We start from the raw sequence: 19453 nt of genomic DNA, 5'->3' as shown, positions 1-19453 counted from the left end.
AATCACGGTATGAAGTCAGCTAAAAACCTTCGCTTCCGTATTACTCAGCGAATCACCATAAGTGACAGCTTTCAAGAAAATCTGTTTTCCTGATTGCACTTCAAAAGATATTATTGAATCATCAAGTAGAACAAATTTCCCTCCAGCAGTGAGATCATATTTTTTAGTACCTTTTTGCTCCCTAGCAAGCTTACTCAGCTTGTATTTATTTTTGTCTATGGGTTCCACACTTTGAAATTGTATCACTTCTGTCCCAATTAGTGCCAAATTTGAGCTTGAAATAGGACTGATGTTAAATAGGTTACCAGAATGTAACACTACTGTCAGTTCCTCACCTATAAACTGAGCTATATACCCGTAAGTAGATTGCTTATTTATGTTTGCAATAGGTTGATAATCCTTGTCATCACCTGAAATAAAGAGCACTGCACCCTTCCAGCCGTCTTCTTCGCCAATTAAAGTAAGACTTATAGTATTATCTTTAATATACGGTAAATCTATGATTTCTATATTAGTTTTACTGATGTGATAAGGAGAATATTCTTTGAATCTTAGTGATTTTGTTGAAGGGAAAGATAACTTATATATAGAGCTATCATAACCTACCGCGCTCACCTGAATGGACATACTTTCAAATTTTGTTCTTATAATTCTTATTGTATGTTTTCTCTTGCCATCCACAATTGTCACTATGTTGCTGGGCACAAGCCATGCATATTTTATCGGCAACTTGAAGTTATATATATTCCTCTCTTGCCATGCAGAATAAAGTAAAACTTCAGCTATATTCTGCGCCTGCCCCTCTTCCATAATTAGTGGTATTTCAACTGCTACAGCTGCGCCTTGTTTTGGAATTTCAGCGTATTTTACATCAATTGGATAGTTGAAATTGCGATTAAAATAAACAACATTAACTTTGTTATTCAAATCAAGTTGACTCACGTTTGTAAGCTGCATTTGCTTTGAATTGTTACTGAAGACGATATCATCAATGGGTATTTCACTAATGACTCCCCTACCCTTTTGAACAAATTTTAATTTGGAGTCTTGCTCAATCACATCAAAAAAATAACAACTCTGCAGCATTCTAATAATTGAATGCACTGACTGCTGATCGTTTATTACATATCCTGATAATAATCCCCTAATATCACTTGTATCAAATTGGCTGCTTTTTAAGCCCGCTCTTTGTAATAGATCGGATAAAACATCAGAAACTTCAAGTATAGAAATCTTACCCTGAATCCAATGACCAGTTTGCCAATTATGACAATCAGACCAAACATCACATAGGTTAGGAAAATACGGAAATGGCCTTGCATCCCAAGCCCAAAGAAACATTTTTTCTACCATTTCTGAATTTTGCCACTTTTTTAGCGTCCCTTCGATTGCAATTTTTTGGGAAAGAAAACTTACCTCTCCGTTTGAATAGTGCGGATATTTGCTTTCTTTACTGCTATTATCAATAAATACATTCGGTTCATTAGTAGAGCCATTTACACTTGGAAACCCATATTCAGTAAACCATATCTTTTTCATTTTTGGTTGCCATTTTGTTTGACTCCCATCTGGATTTACATGAACCTCACTCCACCATTTTTCTATGTTTTTCCATGCATATTTGCTGTCATTATACCTTGTTTTTTCAGGTTCACCTTTTGAGTAGTCATAAAAATAATCGTACCCTACTCCACTGCTCCAACCATCAATTACATCTTCCGCAGAATAACCAAACGGAGGTTCAGGGCCATCTGTTAGTGGAAAATAAGCATCTATACCAACAAAATCGATTTGCTCTGAAGACCAAAGCTCATCCATATGATACCAGCCGTCATGTGAGTGATATTCACTCCAATCTGCAGCATAGGTAAGCATTATATCCCCTACACAATAACTCTTCATTGCTGTTGCAAGGTCAATTAACTCTTGAACTACAGGATAATTACCTTGTGAATCTTTAATCTTTGTAAGCTCCACAAATTCAGAACCAATAACTAACCCCTCTGTTTGAGTTCTTTTAGCAATATATGCATAATGTTCTATAAATTTATTATAACGTTGAAAAAAAGGACTTATATCTTCTGGTGATCCTGTTAATCTTCCCCGCCACTCTTTATTTTCTGTATCAAGCAAAAGCATTGGGTACAGCATCACCTTATAACCTCTACTATGTAGTTCATCTATATATCTAATCAATGCTGTATCACTAACTGTACCACCATATCTGGGTTTTCCGTCACTATCCTTTGAAATTAGCTTAGCTTGGCTTCTATATAACGATGTTCCATGGTCTATATCCATTATTATTTTCCGGTCATCATGTAAGACTACTGATTCATCCTTATTCATTATTATTCCCCATTTATCAGGTAAGACTGTATCATCATTATCCATTATTATTTCCCAATCATCAGGTAAAACTACTGAATCATCCTGAAATTCAACTGCAGGATATATTTCACAATCTTTGATATTCAAGCTATTACCAAACCAATTCACTACTACCGACACCCATTCAACATTTGGTAAATCTTCCTTTAACTGATTTAAAGAGAGGACAGCATCACTCTTTTTAGTGTAATTATTGTGATTTATTCTTTTTGCAGGCCCATATGGAATATATTGGTTACTGCTTATTTTTTCTTGTGCAGTTTTTTTCTGTACTTTTGTATCATATACAAACTCCCCTGAGCCAGGTATTATATTAATATTCTTGATATTTTCTGCTGCTGAAAAACCTTCTGATTTTAATGCAGTTTGCACTTCAAATGTAAATGTTGGAACACGATTATTATAGTCTGCCAAAGAAAAATTCTTGATCAATATATAGGATATTCCCCTATAAGCAGGCGTGTTCCCCTCCCCTTCAATTGACAATATAAAAGGATCAGGATTTTGATCTTCTGCACCAGTATAAAACGTATAATCTATTTCATCCAAAGTTAGCGATTTTGTGTCTGCCCATACTCTCTTTAATTTTTTAACCACTCCTCTGCAGATAGCAATTGCAAGCGTTGCATAATAATTATATGTGACATTGACGTTCTTGTTCACTCTACTATTACTAGTTATCGCTTCCTCTTTAATAGGCTGCGCCCAAATAATATTTCCCGCAACACGAGCAGTTCCATAAATGGTTGGTATTGTTCTTCCATAAGTCGAAGTTTGAATTTGCAGATTTTTTAGTCTTGCATCATGTATTACTTTTTTCTCCGCATCAAGGTTAAACATAGCGCCATCGAGCTGCGCACCAAGAAGCGCGCCAAGCTCTGAACCGATAATTTGGCCAACTGGACCAAGAACGCTGCCAAACTGACCAAAAATTGATGATAAAACTATTGTAGACATAATAACCCTCCTTATTGATAGATTTTTTATTTAATAGATCTTTTTAAATTGTTAAGTATCCTATAATACAAGCAGCCTTCCTCTTGTCATCCTATGGCTTGACCCTAGGATCCAATTAAAAAAAGTCCTGGATTCCAGTGTCACGCACTGGAATGACAGAAAATGCAAAAAATTTAGCAAGTTACAATGAATAATTAAAGTGTTTCATTGATAATAATACACGAGCAAGTCATGTAACTATAAGTAGATTTTTTTGTTATTCCAAATATCTCTCTCTTGTCATCCAAGTAGCTCCCCTCCATACTGTCATCCCAGCGCGTGACAGGCTTTGTTGCATCGCTATGCAAAGATTTGAAATTATTAATAAAACTTTCCCTTTTTTCGTCATCCCAGTGCGTGACAGGCTTTGTTGCATAGCTAGGGAGAAAAAAGCTGGAAGTTACTGACTAAATTCATTATAAAATGGCCATTTAACCGCCAAAGGAAAAATATGCCAGTCAAAATGAAAGTCAGTAACCAAAGTGAATATAACAAATTTCTTCAAGAAAGGGGAAATATTTTTCATTACATTAACGACGCCATTGAAAATTGGCACGAAAATAGACCAAAAGTAGCAGGTGGAAACAACATTTACAGCGATAAAGTTGTGATTTTAGTTCATATAATAACTTATCTATTTAGGATTGGCCTGAGGCAAACGGTAGGATTTATAAAAGGATACCTCGAGCAAATAGGAAAAAGCCTACAAGTCATCAGCTATTCACAGGCCTCAAGAAGATTTAAAAAACTGAATATTAAGATTAATGACAACAGGATCGATAAAAATAATATGGAAAACATTGAAATTGCTATAGATAGCACTGGTATTGGCATCTATAACACTACTGCTGGCCATAACAAAAAAAATAATGAAGTGAGACAATACAGAGGGAGAGAACAAGCAAGAAAAATGCATGTAATGTTAGATATAAGCAGCAAAAAAGTTATGGATTTAAAATACACTGAACTATATTATCCTGACCACTGGGCAGCTAGTAAGCTGATGAAAAATGATTATGGTAAAATAGAAACGTTATATGCAGATGGTGCATATGACAGAGCCATGATTTATCAGCAATGTTACAAGCTTAGAATAAAAACGAAAATACCACCAAAAATTGATGCAGTAGAGCATCAGAATTTGGATTATATGGCCCAAAGAAATACTGCAGTTAGGTTAATAAGATCGTTTGATGGAGATACAATAGAGAAAATAAAGCAATGGAAAAAGGAGGTAGGATAGGCTTTGTTGCATAGCTAGTCGGTAGCAGGTAGTATATGATAAGTTCATGAGGCTACCTGAAATGTAGCCATACCTATATCGGTAAATTTATTCAGCAAATAGCACTTGAGTAGCAGTTCCTTCTCACGATTAACCTCAGATTTATTCTTAAAACTAAACCCAAATATTTGCTTTAATCGCGAAAAGAATGCTTCTATGTAGGATCTTTTTCCGTACCCTACCTCCTTTTTCCACTGCTTCATTCTCTCTATTGTATATCCATCAAACGATCTTATTAACCTAACTGCAGTATTTCTTTGGGCCATATAATCCAAATTCTGATGCTCTACTGCATTATTTTGTGGTGGTATTTTCGTTTTTATTTTAAGTTTGTAGCATTGCTGATAAATCATGGCTCTGTCATATGCACCGTCTGCATATAACGTTTCTATTTTACCATAATCATTTTTTATCAGCTTACTAGCTGCCCAGTGGTCAGGATAATATAGTTCAGTGTATTTTAAATCCATAACTTTTTTGCTGCTTATATCTAACATTACATGCATTTTTCTTGCTTGTTCTCTCCCTCTGTATTGTCTCACTTCATTATTTTTTTGTTATGGCCAGCAGTAGTGTTATAGATGCCAATACCAGTGCTATCTATAGCAATTTCAATATTTTCCATATTATTTTTATCAACCCTGTTGTCATTAATCTTAATATTCAGTTTTTTAAATCTTCTTGAGGCCTGTGAATAGCTGATGACTTGTAGGCTTTTTCCTATTTGTTCGAGGTATCCTGCTATAAATCCCACTGTTTGTCTCAAGCCAATTCTGAAAAGATAGGTTATTATGTGAACTAAAATCACAACTTTATCGCTGTAAATGTTGTTTCCACCTGCTACTTTTGGTCTACTTTCGTGCCAGTTTTCAATGGCGTCGTTGATATAATGAAAAATATTTCCCCTTTCTTGAAGAAATTTGTTATATTCACTTTGGTTACTGACTTTCATTTTGACTGGCATCTTTTTCCTTTGTCGGTTAAATGCCTGTTTTATAATGAATTTAGTCAGTAACTTCCAGCTTTTTTCTCCATAGCTATGCAACAAAGCCGGTAGGATATGGAAAAAGATCCTACATAGAAGCATTCTTTTCGCGATTAAAGCAAATATTTGGGTTTAGTTTTAGGAATAAATCTGAGGTTAATCGTGAGAAGGAACTGCTACTCAAGTGCTATTTGCTGAATAAATTTACTGATATAGGTATGGCTAAATTTCAGGTAGCCTCATGAACTTATCATATACTACCTGATGCCAACTAGCTATGCAACAAAGCCTGCGTGACACTGGGATCTAGCAAGCGAAGGTTGCATATAATACGTTTTAGCATTGAATATACACAAATAGATTCCAGCGTCACGCGCTAGAATGACAAAGGCGTGTAGTATTTTTGAGCGATGCAACAAAGCCTGCGTGACACTGGGATCCATTCTTTAACTGGATCCTAGACCAAAGTCATAGGATGAAAAAAATTAGCACTGGAATGACATCTTATAGCTACTTGCATGACAGAAAGATGATACTCGAATGACAACATCTTTTGCCTTTGATGGCAATAACCATATCTATTTTATCTATATAAAGAATGTTGTGGAAGTAAAGAAATACAGATGGGTAGAAGGTTCTATTAACACTACAAATTGGGGGCAATCAACCGTAATAAACCTTCTACAGATAAGTTATTAGAATGTCAAATCCGGCGCTGTATACACTACACTCTCTTCTTCTAATTCTATATTACTAGCACCAATGTAATTAGCTTCTTTTGCGAATGCCATACTATTACTTGGTGTAACAGCGCAATCAGCTCTGTAATCAGTTTGTGTGGATTCTATATTCTTGATACTATCGTTCATAAGCTCCTCTTTAATTATTGAATAATGTAGTATTCAACATTCATATAGTAAAAATTTTCTTAAGTAGATCGGAAAAATTTATAAAAAAGCTATCAAAGCACGCTAATCTGAAAATTTTTCTTTATAACGCTTTATTTATTTGTGTAAAATAAGGATGTATTGTTATAGGTAATTACTATGTTTATTTTATCGCTCCTTCTATTTATTAATATCTTTTTACTTAATTACTCCAATAAATTAATGATCTGTGCTGCTTTGTTCACCGGATCTGCTTTAGTTATAAATTCAATGATTGAATTTTATGGAGAAAGAAAAGCGGTTGGCAATTTGCTGCTGTGTACATCATTGGTTTGTATATTAAAACTACAAAATTTTAATTTGATGTTACTCATTTCATATACTGGAATTTTAGCGTCCCTTCTTTTAAGTATAATTATTTTTGAAAAGGTAAAATCAAAGTCCAATTTTTATGTAGCAAATTTCATCACTTTAATTTTAGCATCAACAGTAGATAGTGCCGTTGTATGTGTTGGACTACTGCATAAGTTTTCTGCAGATAAATGTTTATCAATATATATTAGAGATTTAATCTTCAAGTTCTCTTATGCATCAATAATAAGCATCTGTTTATTTGTAGGGGTATATTTATTTTGCACTGTAAAGAAAAAATATATTAAGCTTTCTGCATAATTTGGTTTTTAGGGGGTTTTAGTAAATATATTCTTTCATTAACGCCATATAATTTTGGGCTGACTGCGTAATGTGTTTTATTTCTTCACTGGACATTTTTTTGAAGAATTTTGCAGGCCTGCCAGCCCATATCTCTCCTCTCTTTATTACTTTTCCATTTGTAACTAGTGAGCCAGCAGCTACCATAGCTTCAGGTTCCACAATTGCATGATCCATTATAGTGGAGCCCATACCAACAAATGCTTTGTCATGAATCGTGCATGCATGTAGCATACAAAAGTGCCCCACAGTTACCATGTTGCCAATAATCGTATCACCACCTGGATTTCTATCTACGTGAATCACCGTTCCATCTTGGATATTCGTTCCATCACCTATTTTTATTGATCCAACATCCCCTCTGATCACACAATTAAACCAAATGCTCGAGTCTTTTCCTATTTCAACCCTTCCTATAATACGCGAACCACTTGCAATAAAGGCACTAGCATCTATTTTTGGTTCGTGATTTTTATATTTTAAAACCTGATACATAGTATCTCTAGTCATCCTACACCCTTCGCATGCTATTCGATAAACTTGATCTACTCAGCGCTTAGGCACTGATATTAGCAGCATTACCTATGAATTGATTGCTTGTAACATCTTCGAGTGCCGTATTTGCTTTATATGAGTAATAACACCCTGTTGCAAGAAAAATAAACGCAACTGAAATAAATGAAATACATACTGCCATCTGAAGCATGCTTAAGCATGCGCCAACAGCAGATACTCCAGACAACACAAAAAAAATGGAGGCATAGTTACCTTTTCTTGTGCTCTCAGTACTTGCTTTTAAAAATTGTTTTTTCTCTCTAATCAGGTAATTAAGCCTTGTTTGTTGATTTAAAATCTCACTATTTCTTCCTTCTAAGTCTCGCTTTACTCTAGCTAGCCCCTCATTAAATGCAGCAATAACAACTGCACAACTCACAAAGCAATTATCTTCTACTAATTCTTTTTTCCTATCTAGATCTGAATTGACAATAGCATCAATTAATCGCTCTTTCATAGCTTGATCTATTATTTGCTTTAATTCTTGATTACCATGTACCTCAGGCATTGGTTTCATCTGGCTAAAATCCAACTCCTTATGCTTTAACAGTTTAATTAATATTTCCTTTTTATCTTGTGTTATTCCTTGTAAACACGATTTGATAACTAAGCTGAGTGGTGTCTCTATTTCTCCAGCTTGATTTCTGTTCCAACAGTTAGGATTAAACTCTTGATACAGCAATGTTTTTGCTTGAGTAATATTTTTGTCAGAAAGAGCCTCTAATAACTCTTTTCCTATTTGAGCTTTTCGTATTTCTGGTACCAAATGCGCAGCACGGTGTTGTTTAGCAAACACCTCAGGACTGCGATAATCTATATTAGTTAAACTAGTGTTTATATTTGGATGACTTAGCAAAAGTTGTACCACTTTCTTTTGTTGAAAGCACATTGCTAAGTGTAGTGCTGTATTACGGTTAGTGTCTTCACAAGCGTTAATCTCTATGCCATCATGCAATAAAAGTAACTTAATCATACTATGACATTCCTTTTCTCTTTGAGCACCACCAGACACATTATTAATTATAGCCATTAATGGTGTATATCCCCCACCAACTCCATTAACGTCTGCTCCTTGTTCCAATGCTTGCCTAAAATCTTCTAGGTTTTCATCATCAATTGCGCGAAATAGCTTTTCTGTTTGTTCATTAAGAGGTTGCTGGACTCTCTGATTATTTGAATTTTGTAAACGGTTATTACGATTGACAACCATACCAAATAGTCACTCAAAATCAGCTGGCAACAGCCTAGCGCGTAAAACCCTGTTCCGTTCCTCAGTAGACATTTGGTTAAAAGCGTTCTGTCCATTTACTATATGCATATTAAAGCCTCTCTATCACCTATTAATATGCTTGTATACGCATATATGACAAAAATAGCAAGAGAAAGTTTTTAAAAGCTAAAACCTTATAATATTCTAAGGAATGAATAATACTAAAAAATTAAGAACCATAATTCTATTGAAAAACTCTTATAAAACCATAATATTAACTATACATTTTAAATTATAAGTATGTTAAGCAGATTCGTAATTTTGCTATTAATTTTTGCCATCCCTTTTCATGTACACGCATACCAGTTTAGAACCAAAGCAAAACAAGCAGTGGTTTTGGATTCAGCTTCAGATTCATTTATTTTTGAGCATAATTCTGATGAAAAAATGGCTCCATCTTCAATGAGTAAACTAATGACTTTATATGTAGCTTTCGATTATATAAAAGCTGGAGTGATTGATCTGGAAGACAAATTTCAAGTAAGTAGAAAAGCATGGGAAAGAAAGGGTTCTTCTATGTTTTTAAAAGAAGGTCAATCTGTTACTGTTAGGGAGTTGCTTGAAGGGATTATCATAGTTTCAGGAAACGACGCCTGCATAACACTAGCCGAAGGTATTGCAGGATCAGAAGAGAATTTTGTAATTGAAATGAACGAAATTGCACAAAAATTAAATCTAAACAATAGCAGTTTTATCAATGCAAGCGGATGGCCAGATGAAGATCACTTTATGAGCGCAAAAGATTTAGCGATATTAGCAAAAAGAATTTTCACTGACTTTCCTGAATATTATGATCTATTTTCTGAGCAATATCTGGCATATAATGAAGTTTTACAAAAAAACAAGAATTTCCTACTTGCTCACGATATTGGAGTTGATGGCCTAAAAACCGGTTATACAAACTCTGGCGGGTTTGGAATCGTTGTGTCAGCAAAACGGAACGATAGACGGATTTTTGCTGTAGTAAATGGTTTGAATACTGAGAAAGAGCGAATAGAAGAAGCAAAAAGACTGGTGCAATATTCCTTAAATCAATTTAACACTAAGAAAATATTTGCTAAAGACAGTGTAGTTGAAGAAGTAGGTGTCTTATATGGAAAAGATAAAAAAATACCCGTAACAGTTGCAAGCGATCTTATTATAACTTATAACCGCAGTTTGCATGACAAAATTAAGGTGCGTATTGAATACGAAGACATGATATCTGCACCAATTAAAAAAGGCCAAGAAGTTGGTAAGATTTATGTGGAAGTACCAGGTGTTAAGCAACAAGCCATATCACTTTATACAATGCATGACGTACAAGAACTAAATTACGTAGAAAAATTTTTTAGGATGTTATTTTAAGTTTAATCAAGTATCCACTCTCTGTCATCCCAGTGCGTGACACACAACTGCACGAACATCCCGTAAAGCGATAGGACGGATATTAAGTATCAACCAAAAGGTGTCATCCCAGTGCTCCGACACTGGGATCCAGTAAATTTATTCATTATAGAAGAAAATCAAGATTGGAAAGATTTATATGATGAAATCATTAAGTAAGAAAGCTGGATTCCAGCGTCACGCGCTGGAATGACACCATTTTTCACACTTTTGCCTTAAAGTTGCAACGTTCGTACACTTGTGTATCGGAGCACTTGGATGACAAGAAGAGAAGGGCCACAGAGAAAAATTGCAGTAAGTATAGATAGATTATCCTTTGATCATATTGGGTATTTTAAACTGAACGTTTTCAGTAATGCCACCTGGCATAATCGAAACTTTAACGTCCACACGCGTTTTCAAATAATCTATCAGTTCATCCACTAATATATCAGGGGCAGAAGCGCCTGCAGTAATTCCTAATTTTTTCACACTTTCTAACCATCTATTATCTACACAGTTATAATTATCAATCAAATACGCTCTTTTGCCTTTGGCAATACATAGATCCAATAATCGGTTTGAATTCGAACTATTCTTACTTCCTATAATAAACACCATATCTACAATTTCTGCCAATTTTTTGACAGCATTTTGTCTATTTTGTGTTGCATAACATATATCTTTTAAATCAGGACCCGTAATGCTTGGAAATCTTAACTTTAGAGCAGCAATAATTTCACGAGTATCATCTATGCTTAACGTAGTTTGTGTAACGTAGGATAAATTGCTTGAGTCCTTAACTTGCAAATTACATACATCCTGTACAGTTTGCACTAGAGCTATATGGTTATTCACCCTTCCCCTGATTCCCTTAACTTCTGGATGATTTTCGTGCCCAATTAGGATTAGCTCTTTGCCACTTTCCTCATACCTTTGCGCCTCTTTGTGCACCTTGCTAACCAAAGGACACGTTGCATCGATAACCTGAATACCCTTTTTTTTCGCTTCATCTTCTATACTCTTGGATACTCCATGTGCGCTGAATATCAGTATTCCCCCATTATCCTTGATTTCATCAATACTATTTACAAAAACCACTCCTTGTCTCTTGAAATCCTCTACTATATACTTATTGTGAACAATTTCGTGTAGCACGTAAACCCGGCACTTGTTTTGGTATTTTTCTAAAGTAATAGCTAATATGTCTACAGCTCTTTTTACTCCAGCACAAAAGCCTCGTGGTTCGGCTAAAATAATTTCCATCTTTTTTAAATCAAATAAATATGAAAGTGTTACTTAAAAATAAGCTACGCTCATTATGCTTTATAGTACCATTGTTTGCATTTTATATAATAATTATTTTTCGTATATTCTCTTTAACATTTGATCATCCGAACGTTCCAGAGGATTTAAAACAGATTAACAAGGAATATACGCAACCCGATATTTTAGATAGAAATGGAGTGGTAATCGCAACAAATGTACCTACAACATCGCTATATATAAATCCAAACAAAATAAGGAATCCGGAAGCAATAACAAAACAATTATGTTCCGTTTTTAATGACCTTGAATATGAAAATTTATATAAACTGCTTACTTCAAAAAAAAATTTTGCTTGGATAAAACGACATTTAACTCCTAAAGAATTGCTAGTAATAAAAAACACTGGCGTGCCAGGAGTAAATTTCTACGATGATATAAAACGCATATACCCACATAGTAATTTGTTTGCACACGTGCTTGGTTACACCGATATAGATGGTCATGGCATTGCTGGAATTGAGGCATATATAAGTAAAAACACGTGGATCCCAGTGTCCTCTACTCGGATGACGGAAAAAAAAGGCACTGGAATGACACAAGACCAAACTTCTACACATTCTTCTGTAATCCGAGTAGCTGATGCTTGGATTCAGAAAAAAAATACGTGTTCACGCGCTGCTGATAGGCATACTCAGCTATCATTAGATTTACGAGTGCAAAATGTAGTACACGAGGAATTAACTAAGGCTATTAATAAATACCAAGCACTTGGTGGAGTTGGAATTGTTTTAAATGTGAAAAATAGTGAAGTAGTTTCCATGGTCAGTCTACCTGACTTTAATCCAAATCTCCAGAACAAGGCAGAAGATGCACAAAAATTCAACCGCGCCAGCCTTGGAGTGTATGAGATGGGATCGGTGCTGAAATTCTTTACAATAGCTGCAGCGCTTGATGCAAATGTTACAAAAATTAGTGATTTATATGACGTATCAAACCCGATTACTATTGGAAAATATAAGATCCATGATTTCCATAAATCCAAAATTCCAGAAATTACTGTACAAGATATATTTATCAAATCGTCCAACATTGGTGCAGCAAAAATTGCGGCTAAATTAGGTGTTGAAAAACAAGTAGAATATTTTAAAACTATGAAGCTATTTTCTCCTTTGAAAATAGAAATTCCAGAAAAATCTATGCCAATAGTACCAAGTAGATGGAGCGAAAGTACGCTAATAACAGCATCATACGGTTACGGGGTAGCAGTTACTCCTATGCATATTGCACAAACTGCAGCTGCACTGGTTAATGATGGAATATTTCACAACGCAACTTTTATATTGGATAAAAAAAGCATTGGAGAACAGATCGTCACAAGAAGAACTTCCAGAGAAATACGAAAATTGTTACGAGCAGCAGTAACAGATGGCACTGGAACAAGAGCAAACATAAAAGCATATTCAATAGGAGGAAAAACTGGATCAGCAGAAAAAGTAATAAATGGTAAATACGATAAAAATGCAAACATAGCATCGTTTATAGGAGTGTTAACTACGCTTGATCCAAGATATATAGTGCTGATTGCCATCGATGGCCCACAAGGCACAAAATTTTCTACTGGAGGAATAATTGCCGCACCTGTAGTCAAAAATATTATAAGCAGAATAGCACCAATACTAAACGTCACGCCCGAAATGTAAAATTATGACTACTTTATTGTAATTCTAAGCTTATCACTTCCAAAATCTTTATCAATATATAAAGAACCATCACGTTGCATTATGAATTCATCGCCTTTAACCTCTCTTCTTATTTTTTGTCCATTTTGATCATTAACATCAATACCAATATTGAATGTGGACATATCTAGCTCTATTTTAGCTTCTTCTCCGCCGCGTGAACGTAAATTAAATTCACCTGACATAATCTCGTTAACACTCACTTCTCCTGTGTAAACATCGCACTGATCATCCGTACAATATACACCTTCAATACATAAAATATCTAACATATAAAATTCCTCAATATTTATTATTTAAATACACTATATATATTTTTTAAATATATACAACCATAGTAGCAATAAAAATATAAAATTCAACAACTAATTGTAAAGTATACCAAAATAAACATTACTTTAGTATGAAGTTGTTTGCATAAGATTTGATGAATTTTTTAGCACATTTTGGCATTTCAACTTCATATTTAACACCACGTTTTTTTGCATAAGAGATCGCTCTTTCAAGGGAATCAAATTTTAACACAATCTGTTTTCTTGGATCTTTTGAGCCAACCCAGCCCATTAAAGAGTCAATGTAATAAGAATCAGATGATTCAATTTTCAAATTCCAGAGATTCGTATTGCCTAAACCAGACTGTGTTGCAGTTTTTGCTGGTTTATAAATCCTAAAAGCTACTTTATTATCAATGCTCATAGTTCTTAACGTCTATGCTGAATAAACTTAAACATATATCTAAATATATCGTTTTACAAGTAATTAGAAAGACTGGAGCGTATTATCTTGCTAAAATATGGCAAAAATTCTGCAGTAAAATGCTCGCCTTAAGGCGAGCACCATTAACCTAAATTCATAAATATTAGGTTCAAAAGAGGTCTAGTTTCTTTTAAAAGTCCTAATAGAAATTTGATGACGAATCATCATTGCCAAATTTTGGTCTGCTTCTATTACTAAAACCAGAACCAGAACGTGGACGGGGACGAGCAGGCCTTTTGTCATTATTTCCTCCAGGCCTCCTATTGAACGAACTATTGTTACCATTATCCCTGTCATTTGGACCATCTTTTCTTTCTTCGTTGTAGAGTTCGCCTTCAAAAAACTCTCCAGTTTCCTGATCAACTCGACGTCTTGACAATTTTGGACATCCACCTTTTTCAAAGTCAATGATTAGTGCTTTAAAAACGTCGCCTTTTTTTAGTATACTTTCTATAGATTCTATATGCTCATTAGCTATTTCACTGATATGCATTTTTCCCCTTCTTCCACTTGCAAGCTCAAGCTCTACAATAGATTTTTCTATATTTGCAACCTTAGCCTCAACTATAGAACCTTGCTCAAGTTCGGTTACTGAATCAATCATCATACTTTTTGCAATTTCAGCTTCAGTGCTACTCATAGCAAAAACAGAGACTTTACCATCATCTCCTATTTCAATTTTCGCATTACTTCTTTCGCATACACTACGTATATTTTTTCCTTTAGCACCTATAGCAGCAGAAATTTTATCTTTATCTATATAAAATGATAACATTCTTGGAGCATGTTCTTTCACGTCATCGCTGTGCTCTGAAATTACTGCATTCATTTTTGTTAAAATATGCAATCTACCAGCTTTTGCTTGTTCTAAAGACTTCTCAACAATTTCAAAGCTTATACCAGAAATTTTCATATCCATTTGCAGAGCCGTAATTCCTTCACTAGTTCCTGCAACTTTAAAATCCATATCACCAAGATAATCTTCATCACCAAGTATATCAGAAAGGACTACATATCCGTCTTTCTCTTTGATAAGACCCATAGCGATTCCAGCAACTGGAGCTTTTATCGGTACACCTGTATCCATCAACGCAAGCGATGTTGCACAAACTGTTGCCATAGAAGAAGAACCATCAGACTCAAGAATTTCAGATACTGCTCTAATTGTATAAGGAAACTCAGACTTCTCTGGCAAAACAGGATGAATTGCTTTCCAAGCAAGTTTACCATGACCAATTTCTCTTCTTCCTGGTCCTCGTGAGGCAGCAGTTTCCCCAACAGCAAATGAAGGGAAGTTATAATGCAACATGAAATGCTCGCGTCTATCTCCTTCAATATCATCGACAATTTGCTCATCTTGTGTAGTACCAAGAGCAGTCACAACTAATGCTTGAGTGTTACCACGAGTAAATAAAGCAGAACCATGAGCCTTGGATAAAACATCAACTTCAACTTCTATCTGACGTATCTCATCGTGTTTACGGCCATCTATTCTTACACCCTCTTTACTAATTCTTTGACGCACTAAAGATCTTTCGAAGTCTTTTATTGCGTGTGCAATCAGATGCTCATTCTTACCAGCTTCTTTCATAGCATTCACTATGTTATTTCTAACCGCTTCCAAAGCTTGCACTCGTTCTTGTTTTACTACGAATGAATATGCTTTTTCAAAATCTTTACCATACTTTTCAAGCTCTTTTGTCATGTCTGAATTATCAACAGGAACAAAACTCTCAGGTTTATTGCCAACTGTATCAGCAAACTCTTTTATAAGCTTAATAATAGGCTGAAGATTTTCATGACCGAATTTTATTGCGCTGAGAACATTTTCCTCAGAAAGCTCTTTTACTTCTGATTCAACCATTAAAATTGAATGCTCATCACCAGATAAAAATAAGTCTAAACTGCTTGTTTTCATCTCTTGAACAGAAGGGTTGAGTATATAGTTATTATTCTCATCAGAGCCAACCATAACTCCGGCTATAATAGACTGAAAAGGAACACCAGAAATTGCAAGAGCTGCAATAGTACCAACTAATGCAGGCACCTCTGGAGCATTTACCATATCATAAGTTAATAAGTTACACATTACACTTACTTCATCATGAAACCCTTCTGGAAATAATGGTCTTATGCTTCTATCTATTACTCTGGAAATTAAAGTTTCCCTATCAGAAGGCTTCCCTTCTCTTTTGAAAAAGCCACCAGGGATTTTACCTGTAGCATAACTTTTTGCTGCAAATTGTACATATAAAGGCAAGAAATCAACACTTTCTTCCTTCTTTTTCCTTACAACGGTTACTAAAATAGAAGTACCACCATAATTTACAACTACTGAACCGTGAGCTTGACGTGCTATTTTTCCTGTCTCTAAAGATAAGGCACGACCACCCCATTCTATAGATTTTTTTATAATTTTAAACATATTGAATTCCTCAATTATTTTCTAATGCCTAACTTCTCTATTAATTCCTGGTAGGCTTCATTACCAAATTTACGCTTTATATAATTTAAGTGTTTGCGCCTTCTACCTATCAATATAAGTAAACCGCGCTTTGAGTTGTGGTCATGCTTATGTATTTTGAAATGCTCAGTTAAATTACTAATTCTCTCAGTTAAAATTGCGCATTGTACAAAAGACGAGCCAGTATCATCTTCTTTAATTGCATATATATTTATTAAACTCTTTTTCTTTTCTGATGTTATCGACATCTAAAACCTCATAATATCAAATATTAAAAACACGAATAGGCTTCACTGAGCCATAAATAAAACTGCAGATCGCAATAGGTACATTACCCACTATCGTATAACAAATATCATAATTATTCAAATTACACAAGTTATTTAATGTAATTTCCTGACCGTCTCTTATTTTTCTTGCTTCTTCTGCAGAAATTTCAACTTTTAACATTGACTTTAAAGAAGATTCAATTGGAATAACAAAATTTTCTGCATTACTCTCTTTTACCACATCACCTTCTGTCATTCCAGTATCATTTCCTGCCATCGCAGTACCACCTAATGTCATTCCAGCGCGTGACGCTGGAATCCAGCCTGTTTTATCACAAACATTGTTTTTGACATGTGTTCCTAGGGTCTTTTTCTCATCATACGATTTGTACATATTTGTATATCTGGATCCCAGTGTCACGCACTGGGATGACAGGGAAAAAAGGGACTTGGATGACAGAGGGTTATATTGGGATGAAATCGTAGGCTGCGATGACACCATAGAATTAATAAGCTGCTCAATTGTCACCGACTCATCGTCTCTAAAATCACCTACCATAGTTCTCTTTAATTTTATAACGTGCCCAAAACAATTTAAAGCAATGCCAAGATCCCTTGCGATCGATCTAACATATACGCCACTACCACACACCATAGAAAAGTCAGCGCTATTATGCGCTGTGTCCACAGCAATCAATTCTAGCTCATGTATGTAAACTAGACGCGATTTAATATCTACTTTTTGCCCATTTCGTGAAAGCTTATATGCTCTTGCTCCATTGATTTTTACCGCTGAAAATGCCGGAGGAGTCTGCGTGATTTCACCAACAAAATTTTTTATCGCACAATTTATTTGATCATATTTAGGTTCAATAGTGCTGCTCCTCATAGCTTCACCATCCAAATCATCCGTTGTTCTTTGCTCGCCCCATTTTACTGTGAAATCGTACGCTTTTAAGTCAGAAGATAAATAAGGTATAGTTTTTGTGGCCTCACCAAGAGCAACTGGTAAAACTCCAAAAGCTAAAGGATCCAGTGTTCCTAAATGACCAGCTTTTTTAATATCAAAAATTTTTTTTATCTGATTCACAGCTTGTGCAGAACTAATACCTATTGGTTTATTGAGATTGAGCCAGCCATGTATCATATATTGATTGTATATAATTAGTGGAAATGCAGGAAGGAAAAAATCTCTGCGCGTCATCTAAGTAGCCCTCCTACCTGTCCAAGTAGCCACCCTTACCTGTCATCCCAGTGCGTGACACACAAGTGTACGAACGTTTGTTATGGAAAGTGAAAAAGGTAATAATCGTAGACTTTTTCTGGGTTTCCACCACAATATTCAATGACAGGTTTTAGGATTTCAAGCCTGAGTTCATTCATAAAAGCTCTCCTTGCAAACTTATAACTCTTGATTTCGCTGCGTTTTCTGTATTCTGTTAATAAAACCGAAGCAATAAGAATCATGTATAGTGTGACCAAAATTGTGTTTTTGCTATGTCCAAGAAAATGCTTCGTGTTGAGCTCCTGCTTGATAAATTTGAAGAAAACTTCTATTGACCAGCGCCTTTTGTAAAGAGCGCAGACTTCTTCAGCAGACATTTCATAAATATTAGTCAAAAATGTGAGAACTTCGCCATTCTGTCGATTTTGCGCTTTAATTAGCCTGATTTCAAACGACAAAAATCTTGAACCTTTTTGCCCCAGCCTGACTACTACATCTTCCATTAGCTCAAGCGTTCCAGTCTGCATGCCTGCAACTTTTCCGTGGATACGCACAATTTGATAACGAATATTATCGTTGCCACGTGTGATAAAATGTATGCCTTTATCTATAAACTCCTCGAAAGTTGCACGTTTTTGCAGTCCTCGATCAAATATGCAAATCGACTCTTGACCGTGATTTAAAATCATTTCCCGGAACGATGTGCTGTCAGAGGAGCCCTTGGCTTGAGTATACAAGTTCAGCAACTTTGCAAACCTGCCGTCAGTGGCAACGGTGCACTTTACCATATTCTTTGCACCACCACGCCATGGTATTGCAGATTGCAGTAATTTGCTCGATAACTGCAGGGTTGTGGAATCTATAATTAATAGCTTTTCTTGGTCTTTTTGGTTACAAAAACTTTGTAAAACGAACGAAAAAATTCTTTCGAAGTACTTAATTGGTATCGTTTTTAAGCGGCTTGCCACCGATGAATGGCGCGTATTCAGGCAAAACATCCGACGATAATTTTCCTCGATAGTCCGCAAGCTCAGCTCGTTTTTCTCCAATATGCTGTACAGCAGTAAATTAAATATATTTTCTCCCGTAAGTTTGCCCACTTTGTAATCAACGCCAACCGCTTTGCCTATTTCATCTAACACTGCTTTCGGCAATTTTGATATTATTTCTTTGTAATAAAACACACTTCACACCCTAATTTTTTTCCTATCTTATCGCTAAATTAGACGTTCGTACAGTTGTGTGCGTGACACTGGGATCCAGCGAACTTTGTTCGCAAATTAACCTAG

16 protein-coding genes and 3 pseudogenes are annotated in these 19453 nt (G+C 35.2%); 6 read left to right on the top strand and 13 right to left on the bottom strand.

Translation table 11 applies throughout. From position 1 onward, the window contains the following. Positions 1–15: 15 nt before the first annotated feature. Together ASM33_RS03725 and ASM33_RS08345 are read right to left on the bottom strand one after the other, a co-directional pair. Positions 16–3348 (bottom strand): glycoside hydrolase/phage tail family protein, encoded by a 3333-nt coding sequence (locus tag ASM33_RS03725; protein WP_112477204.1) that lies wholly within the window; start codon positions 3346–3348, stop codon positions 16–18. A 256-nt stretch (positions 3349–3604) separates the two neighbouring features. After that, positions 3605–3763 carry a hypothetical protein gene (locus ASM33_RS08345; protein ID WP_157956369.1) on the bottom strand — a complete coding sequence of 53 codons (159 nt, stop codon included), beginning with the start codon at positions 3761–3763 and terminating at the stop codon, positions 3605–3607. A gap of 75 nt (positions 3764–3838) precedes the next feature. Between ASM33_RS08345 and ASM33_RS08575 the strand changes: the two are divergent. After that, a pseudogene (locus ASM33_RS08575) lies at positions 3839–4624 on the top strand (transposase); the annotation flags it as partial. A 50-nt stretch (positions 4625–4674) separates the two neighbouring features. Here the strand turns inward: ASM33_RS08575 and ASM33_RS08940 are convergent. Beyond that, positions 4675–5633: pseudogene (locus ASM33_RS08940) on the bottom strand (IS5 family transposase). An 83-nt stretch (positions 5634–5716) separates the two neighbouring features. On the opposite strand from ASM33_RS08940, the pseudogene ASM33_RS08935 reads away from it, so the two are divergent. Both ASM33_RS08935 and ASM33_RS08340 read left to right on the top strand, forming a co-directional pair. Continuing rightward, a pseudogene (locus ASM33_RS08935) lies at positions 5717–5899 on the top strand (IS5 family transposase); the annotation flags it as partial. A 295-nt stretch (positions 5900–6194) separates the two neighbouring features. Beyond that, positions 6195–6353, top strand: coding sequence for a hypothetical protein (locus ASM33_RS08340; protein ID WP_157956368.1), 159 nt, complete (start codon positions 6195–6197; stop codon positions 6351–6353). On the opposite strand, the gene ASM33_RS08335 is transcribed toward ASM33_RS08340, so the two are convergent. Further along, positions 6350–6523 carry a hypothetical protein gene (locus ASM33_RS08335; RefSeq protein ID WP_157956367.1) on the bottom strand — a complete coding sequence of 58 codons (174 nt, stop codon included), beginning with the start codon at positions 6521–6523 and terminating at the stop codon, positions 6350–6352. The genes ASM33_RS08340 and ASM33_RS08335 overlap by 4 nt on opposite strands. A 177-nt stretch (positions 6524–6700) precedes the next feature. Between ASM33_RS08335 and ASM33_RS03700 the strand changes: the two genes are divergently transcribed. Continuing rightward, positions 6701–7213 carry a hypothetical protein gene (locus ASM33_RS03700; RefSeq protein ID WP_110410325.1) on the top strand — a complete coding sequence of 171 codons (513 nt, stop codon included), beginning with the start codon at positions 6701–6703 and terminating at the stop codon, positions 7211–7213. Between the two features lie 18 nt (positions 7214–7231). On the opposite strand, the gene ASM33_RS03695 is transcribed toward ASM33_RS03700, so the two are convergent. Both ASM33_RS03695 and ASM33_RS03690 read right to left on the bottom strand, forming a co-directional pair. After that, the gene (locus ASM33_RS03695) at positions 7232–7747 is read right to left on the bottom strand and encodes a gamma carbonic anhydrase family protein (protein ID WP_110410596.1); all 516 of its coding nucleotides are present in this window, start codon (positions 7745–7747) and stop codon (positions 7232–7234) included. 61 nt (positions 7748–7808) lie between these two features. Then, positions 7809–9017, bottom strand: coding sequence for an ankyrin repeat domain-containing protein (locus ASM33_RS03690; RefSeq protein WP_237342963.1), 1209 nt, complete (start codon positions 9015–9017; stop codon positions 7809–7811). Positions 9018–9317: 300 nt separating this feature from the next. On the opposite strand from ASM33_RS03690, the gene ASM33_RS03685 reads away from it, so the two are divergent. Continuing rightward, positions 9318–10424, top strand: coding sequence for a D-alanyl-D-alanine carboxypeptidase family protein (locus tag ASM33_RS03685; protein ID WP_110410326.1), 1107 nt, complete (start codon positions 9318–9320; stop codon positions 10422–10424). Between the two features lie 348 nt (positions 10425–10772). Here the strand turns inward: ASM33_RS03685 and ispH are convergent, their stop codons facing one another. Continuing rightward, positions 10773–11708 (bottom strand): 4-hydroxy-3-methylbut-2-enyl diphosphate reductase, encoded by a 936-nt coding sequence (gene ispH / locus ASM33_RS03680; protein ID WP_110410327.1) that lies wholly within the window; start codon positions 11706–11708, stop codon positions 10773–10775. A gap of 20 nt (positions 11709–11728) precedes the next feature. Here ispH and ASM33_RS03675 point away from each other — a divergent pair, with 20 nt between their 5' ends. Then, the gene (locus ASM33_RS03675) at positions 11729–13411 is read left to right on the top strand and encodes a peptidoglycan D,D-transpeptidase FtsI family protein (protein ID WP_110410328.1); all 1683 of its coding nucleotides are present in this window, start codon (positions 11729–11731) and stop codon (positions 13409–13411) included. Positions 13412–13419: 8 nt separating this feature from the next. Here ASM33_RS03675 and ASM33_RS03670 read toward each other — a convergent pair whose 3' ends face one another. From ASM33_RS03670 to ASM33_RS03645, 6 genes are all read right to left on the bottom strand, one after another. Beyond that, entirely contained in the window at positions 13420–13722 is a 303-nt protein-coding gene (locus ASM33_RS03670) for a hypothetical protein (protein WP_110410329.1), read from the bottom strand. Positions 13723–13843: 121 nt separating this feature from the next. After that, positions 13844–14146 (bottom strand): ETC complex I subunit, encoded by a 303-nt coding sequence (locus ASM33_RS03665; RefSeq protein WP_110410330.1) that lies wholly within the window; start codon positions 14144–14146, stop codon positions 13844–13846. Between the two features lie 199 nt (positions 14147–14345). Continuing rightward, positions 14346–16631: a polyribonucleotide nucleotidyltransferase gene (pnp, locus tag ASM33_RS03660; protein WP_110410331.1), complete on the bottom strand. Its 2286-nt coding sequence runs from the start codon at positions 16629–16631 to the stop codon at positions 14346–14348. A gap of 14 nt (positions 16632–16645) precedes the next feature. Continuing rightward, positions 16646–16918, bottom strand: coding sequence for a 30S ribosomal protein S15 (gene rpsO, locus ASM33_RS03655; protein WP_110410332.1), 273 nt, complete (start codon positions 16916–16918; stop codon positions 16646–16648). 16 nt (positions 16919–16934) lie between these two features. Then, positions 16935–18086 carry a tRNA pseudouridine(55) synthase TruB gene (truB, locus tag ASM33_RS03650; protein ID WP_110410597.1) on the bottom strand — a complete coding sequence of 384 codons (1152 nt, stop codon included), beginning with the start codon at positions 18084–18086 and terminating at the stop codon, positions 16935–16937. A 137-nt stretch (positions 18087–18223) separates the two neighbouring features. Next, on the bottom strand, positions 18224–19348 hold the full coding sequence (locus ASM33_RS03645) for an IS4 family transposase (protein ID WP_110409390.1): 1125 nt from the start codon (positions 19346–19348) through the stop codon (positions 18224–18226). Between the last annotated feature and the right edge of the window lie 105 nt (positions 19349–19453).

The sequence above is a fragment of the Wolbachia endosymbiont of Folsomia candida genome, from assembly GCF_001931755.2.
GTDB lineage: Bacteria > Pseudomonadota > Alphaproteobacteria > Rickettsiales > Anaplasmataceae > Wolbachia.
The sequence above is the reverse complement of the archived record's forward strand: the minus strand, read 5'-3'. Positions and strand labels throughout refer to the sequence as shown.

Coding starts and splice junctions, on each gene's coding strand:
- ASM33_RS03725 (WP_112477204.1), bottom strand. CDS start 3,348: ATGTCTACAATAGTTTTATCATCAATTTTTGGTCAGTTTGGCAGCGTT.
- ASM33_RS08345 (WP_157956369.1), bottom strand. CDS start 3,763: ATGCAACAAAGCCTGTCACGCACTGGGATGACGAAAAAAGGGAAAGTT.
- ASM33_RS08340 (WP_157956368.1), top strand. CDS start 6,195: ATGACAACATCTTTTGCCTTTGATGGCAATAACCATATCTATTTTATC.
- ASM33_RS08335 (WP_157956367.1), bottom strand. CDS start 6,523: ATGAACGATAGTATCAAGAATATAGAATCCACACAAACTGATTACAGA.
- ASM33_RS03700 (WP_110410325.1), top strand. CDS start 6,701: ATGTTTATTTTATCGCTCCTTCTATTTATTAATATCTTTTTACTTAAT.
- ASM33_RS03695 (WP_110410596.1), bottom strand. CDS start 7,747: ATGTATCAGGTTTTAAAATATAAAAATCACGAACCAAAAATAGATGCT.
- ASM33_RS03690 (WP_237342963.1), bottom strand. CDS start 9,017: ATGGTTGTCAATCGTAATAACCGTTTACAAAATTCAAATAATCAGAGA.
- ASM33_RS03685 (WP_110410326.1), top strand. CDS start 9,318: ATGTTAAGCAGATTCGTAATTTTGCTATTAATTTTTGCCATCCCTTTT.
- ispH (WP_110410327.1), bottom strand. CDS start 11,708: ATGGAAATTATTTTAGCCGAACCACGAGGCTTTTGTGCTGGAGTAAAA.
- ASM33_RS03675 (WP_110410328.1), top strand. CDS start 11,729: ATGAAAGTGTTACTTAAAAATAAGCTACGCTCATTATGCTTTATAGTA.
- ASM33_RS03670 (WP_110410329.1), bottom strand. CDS start 13,722: ATGTTAGATATTTTATGTATTGAAGGTGTATATTGTACGGATGATCAG.
- ASM33_RS03665 (WP_110410330.1), bottom strand. CDS start 14,146: ATGAGCATTGATAATAAAGTAGCTTTTAGGATTTATAAACCAGCAAAA.
- pnp (WP_110410331.1), bottom strand. CDS start 16,631: ATGTTTAAAATTATAAAAAAATCTATAGAATGGGGTGGTCGTGCCTTA.
- rpsO (WP_110410332.1), bottom strand. CDS start 16,918: ATGTCGATAACATCAGAAAAGAAAAAGAGTTTAATAAATATATATGCA.
- truB (WP_110410597.1), bottom strand. CDS start 18,086: ATGATACATGGCTGGCTCAATCTCAATAAACCAATAGGTATTAGTTCT.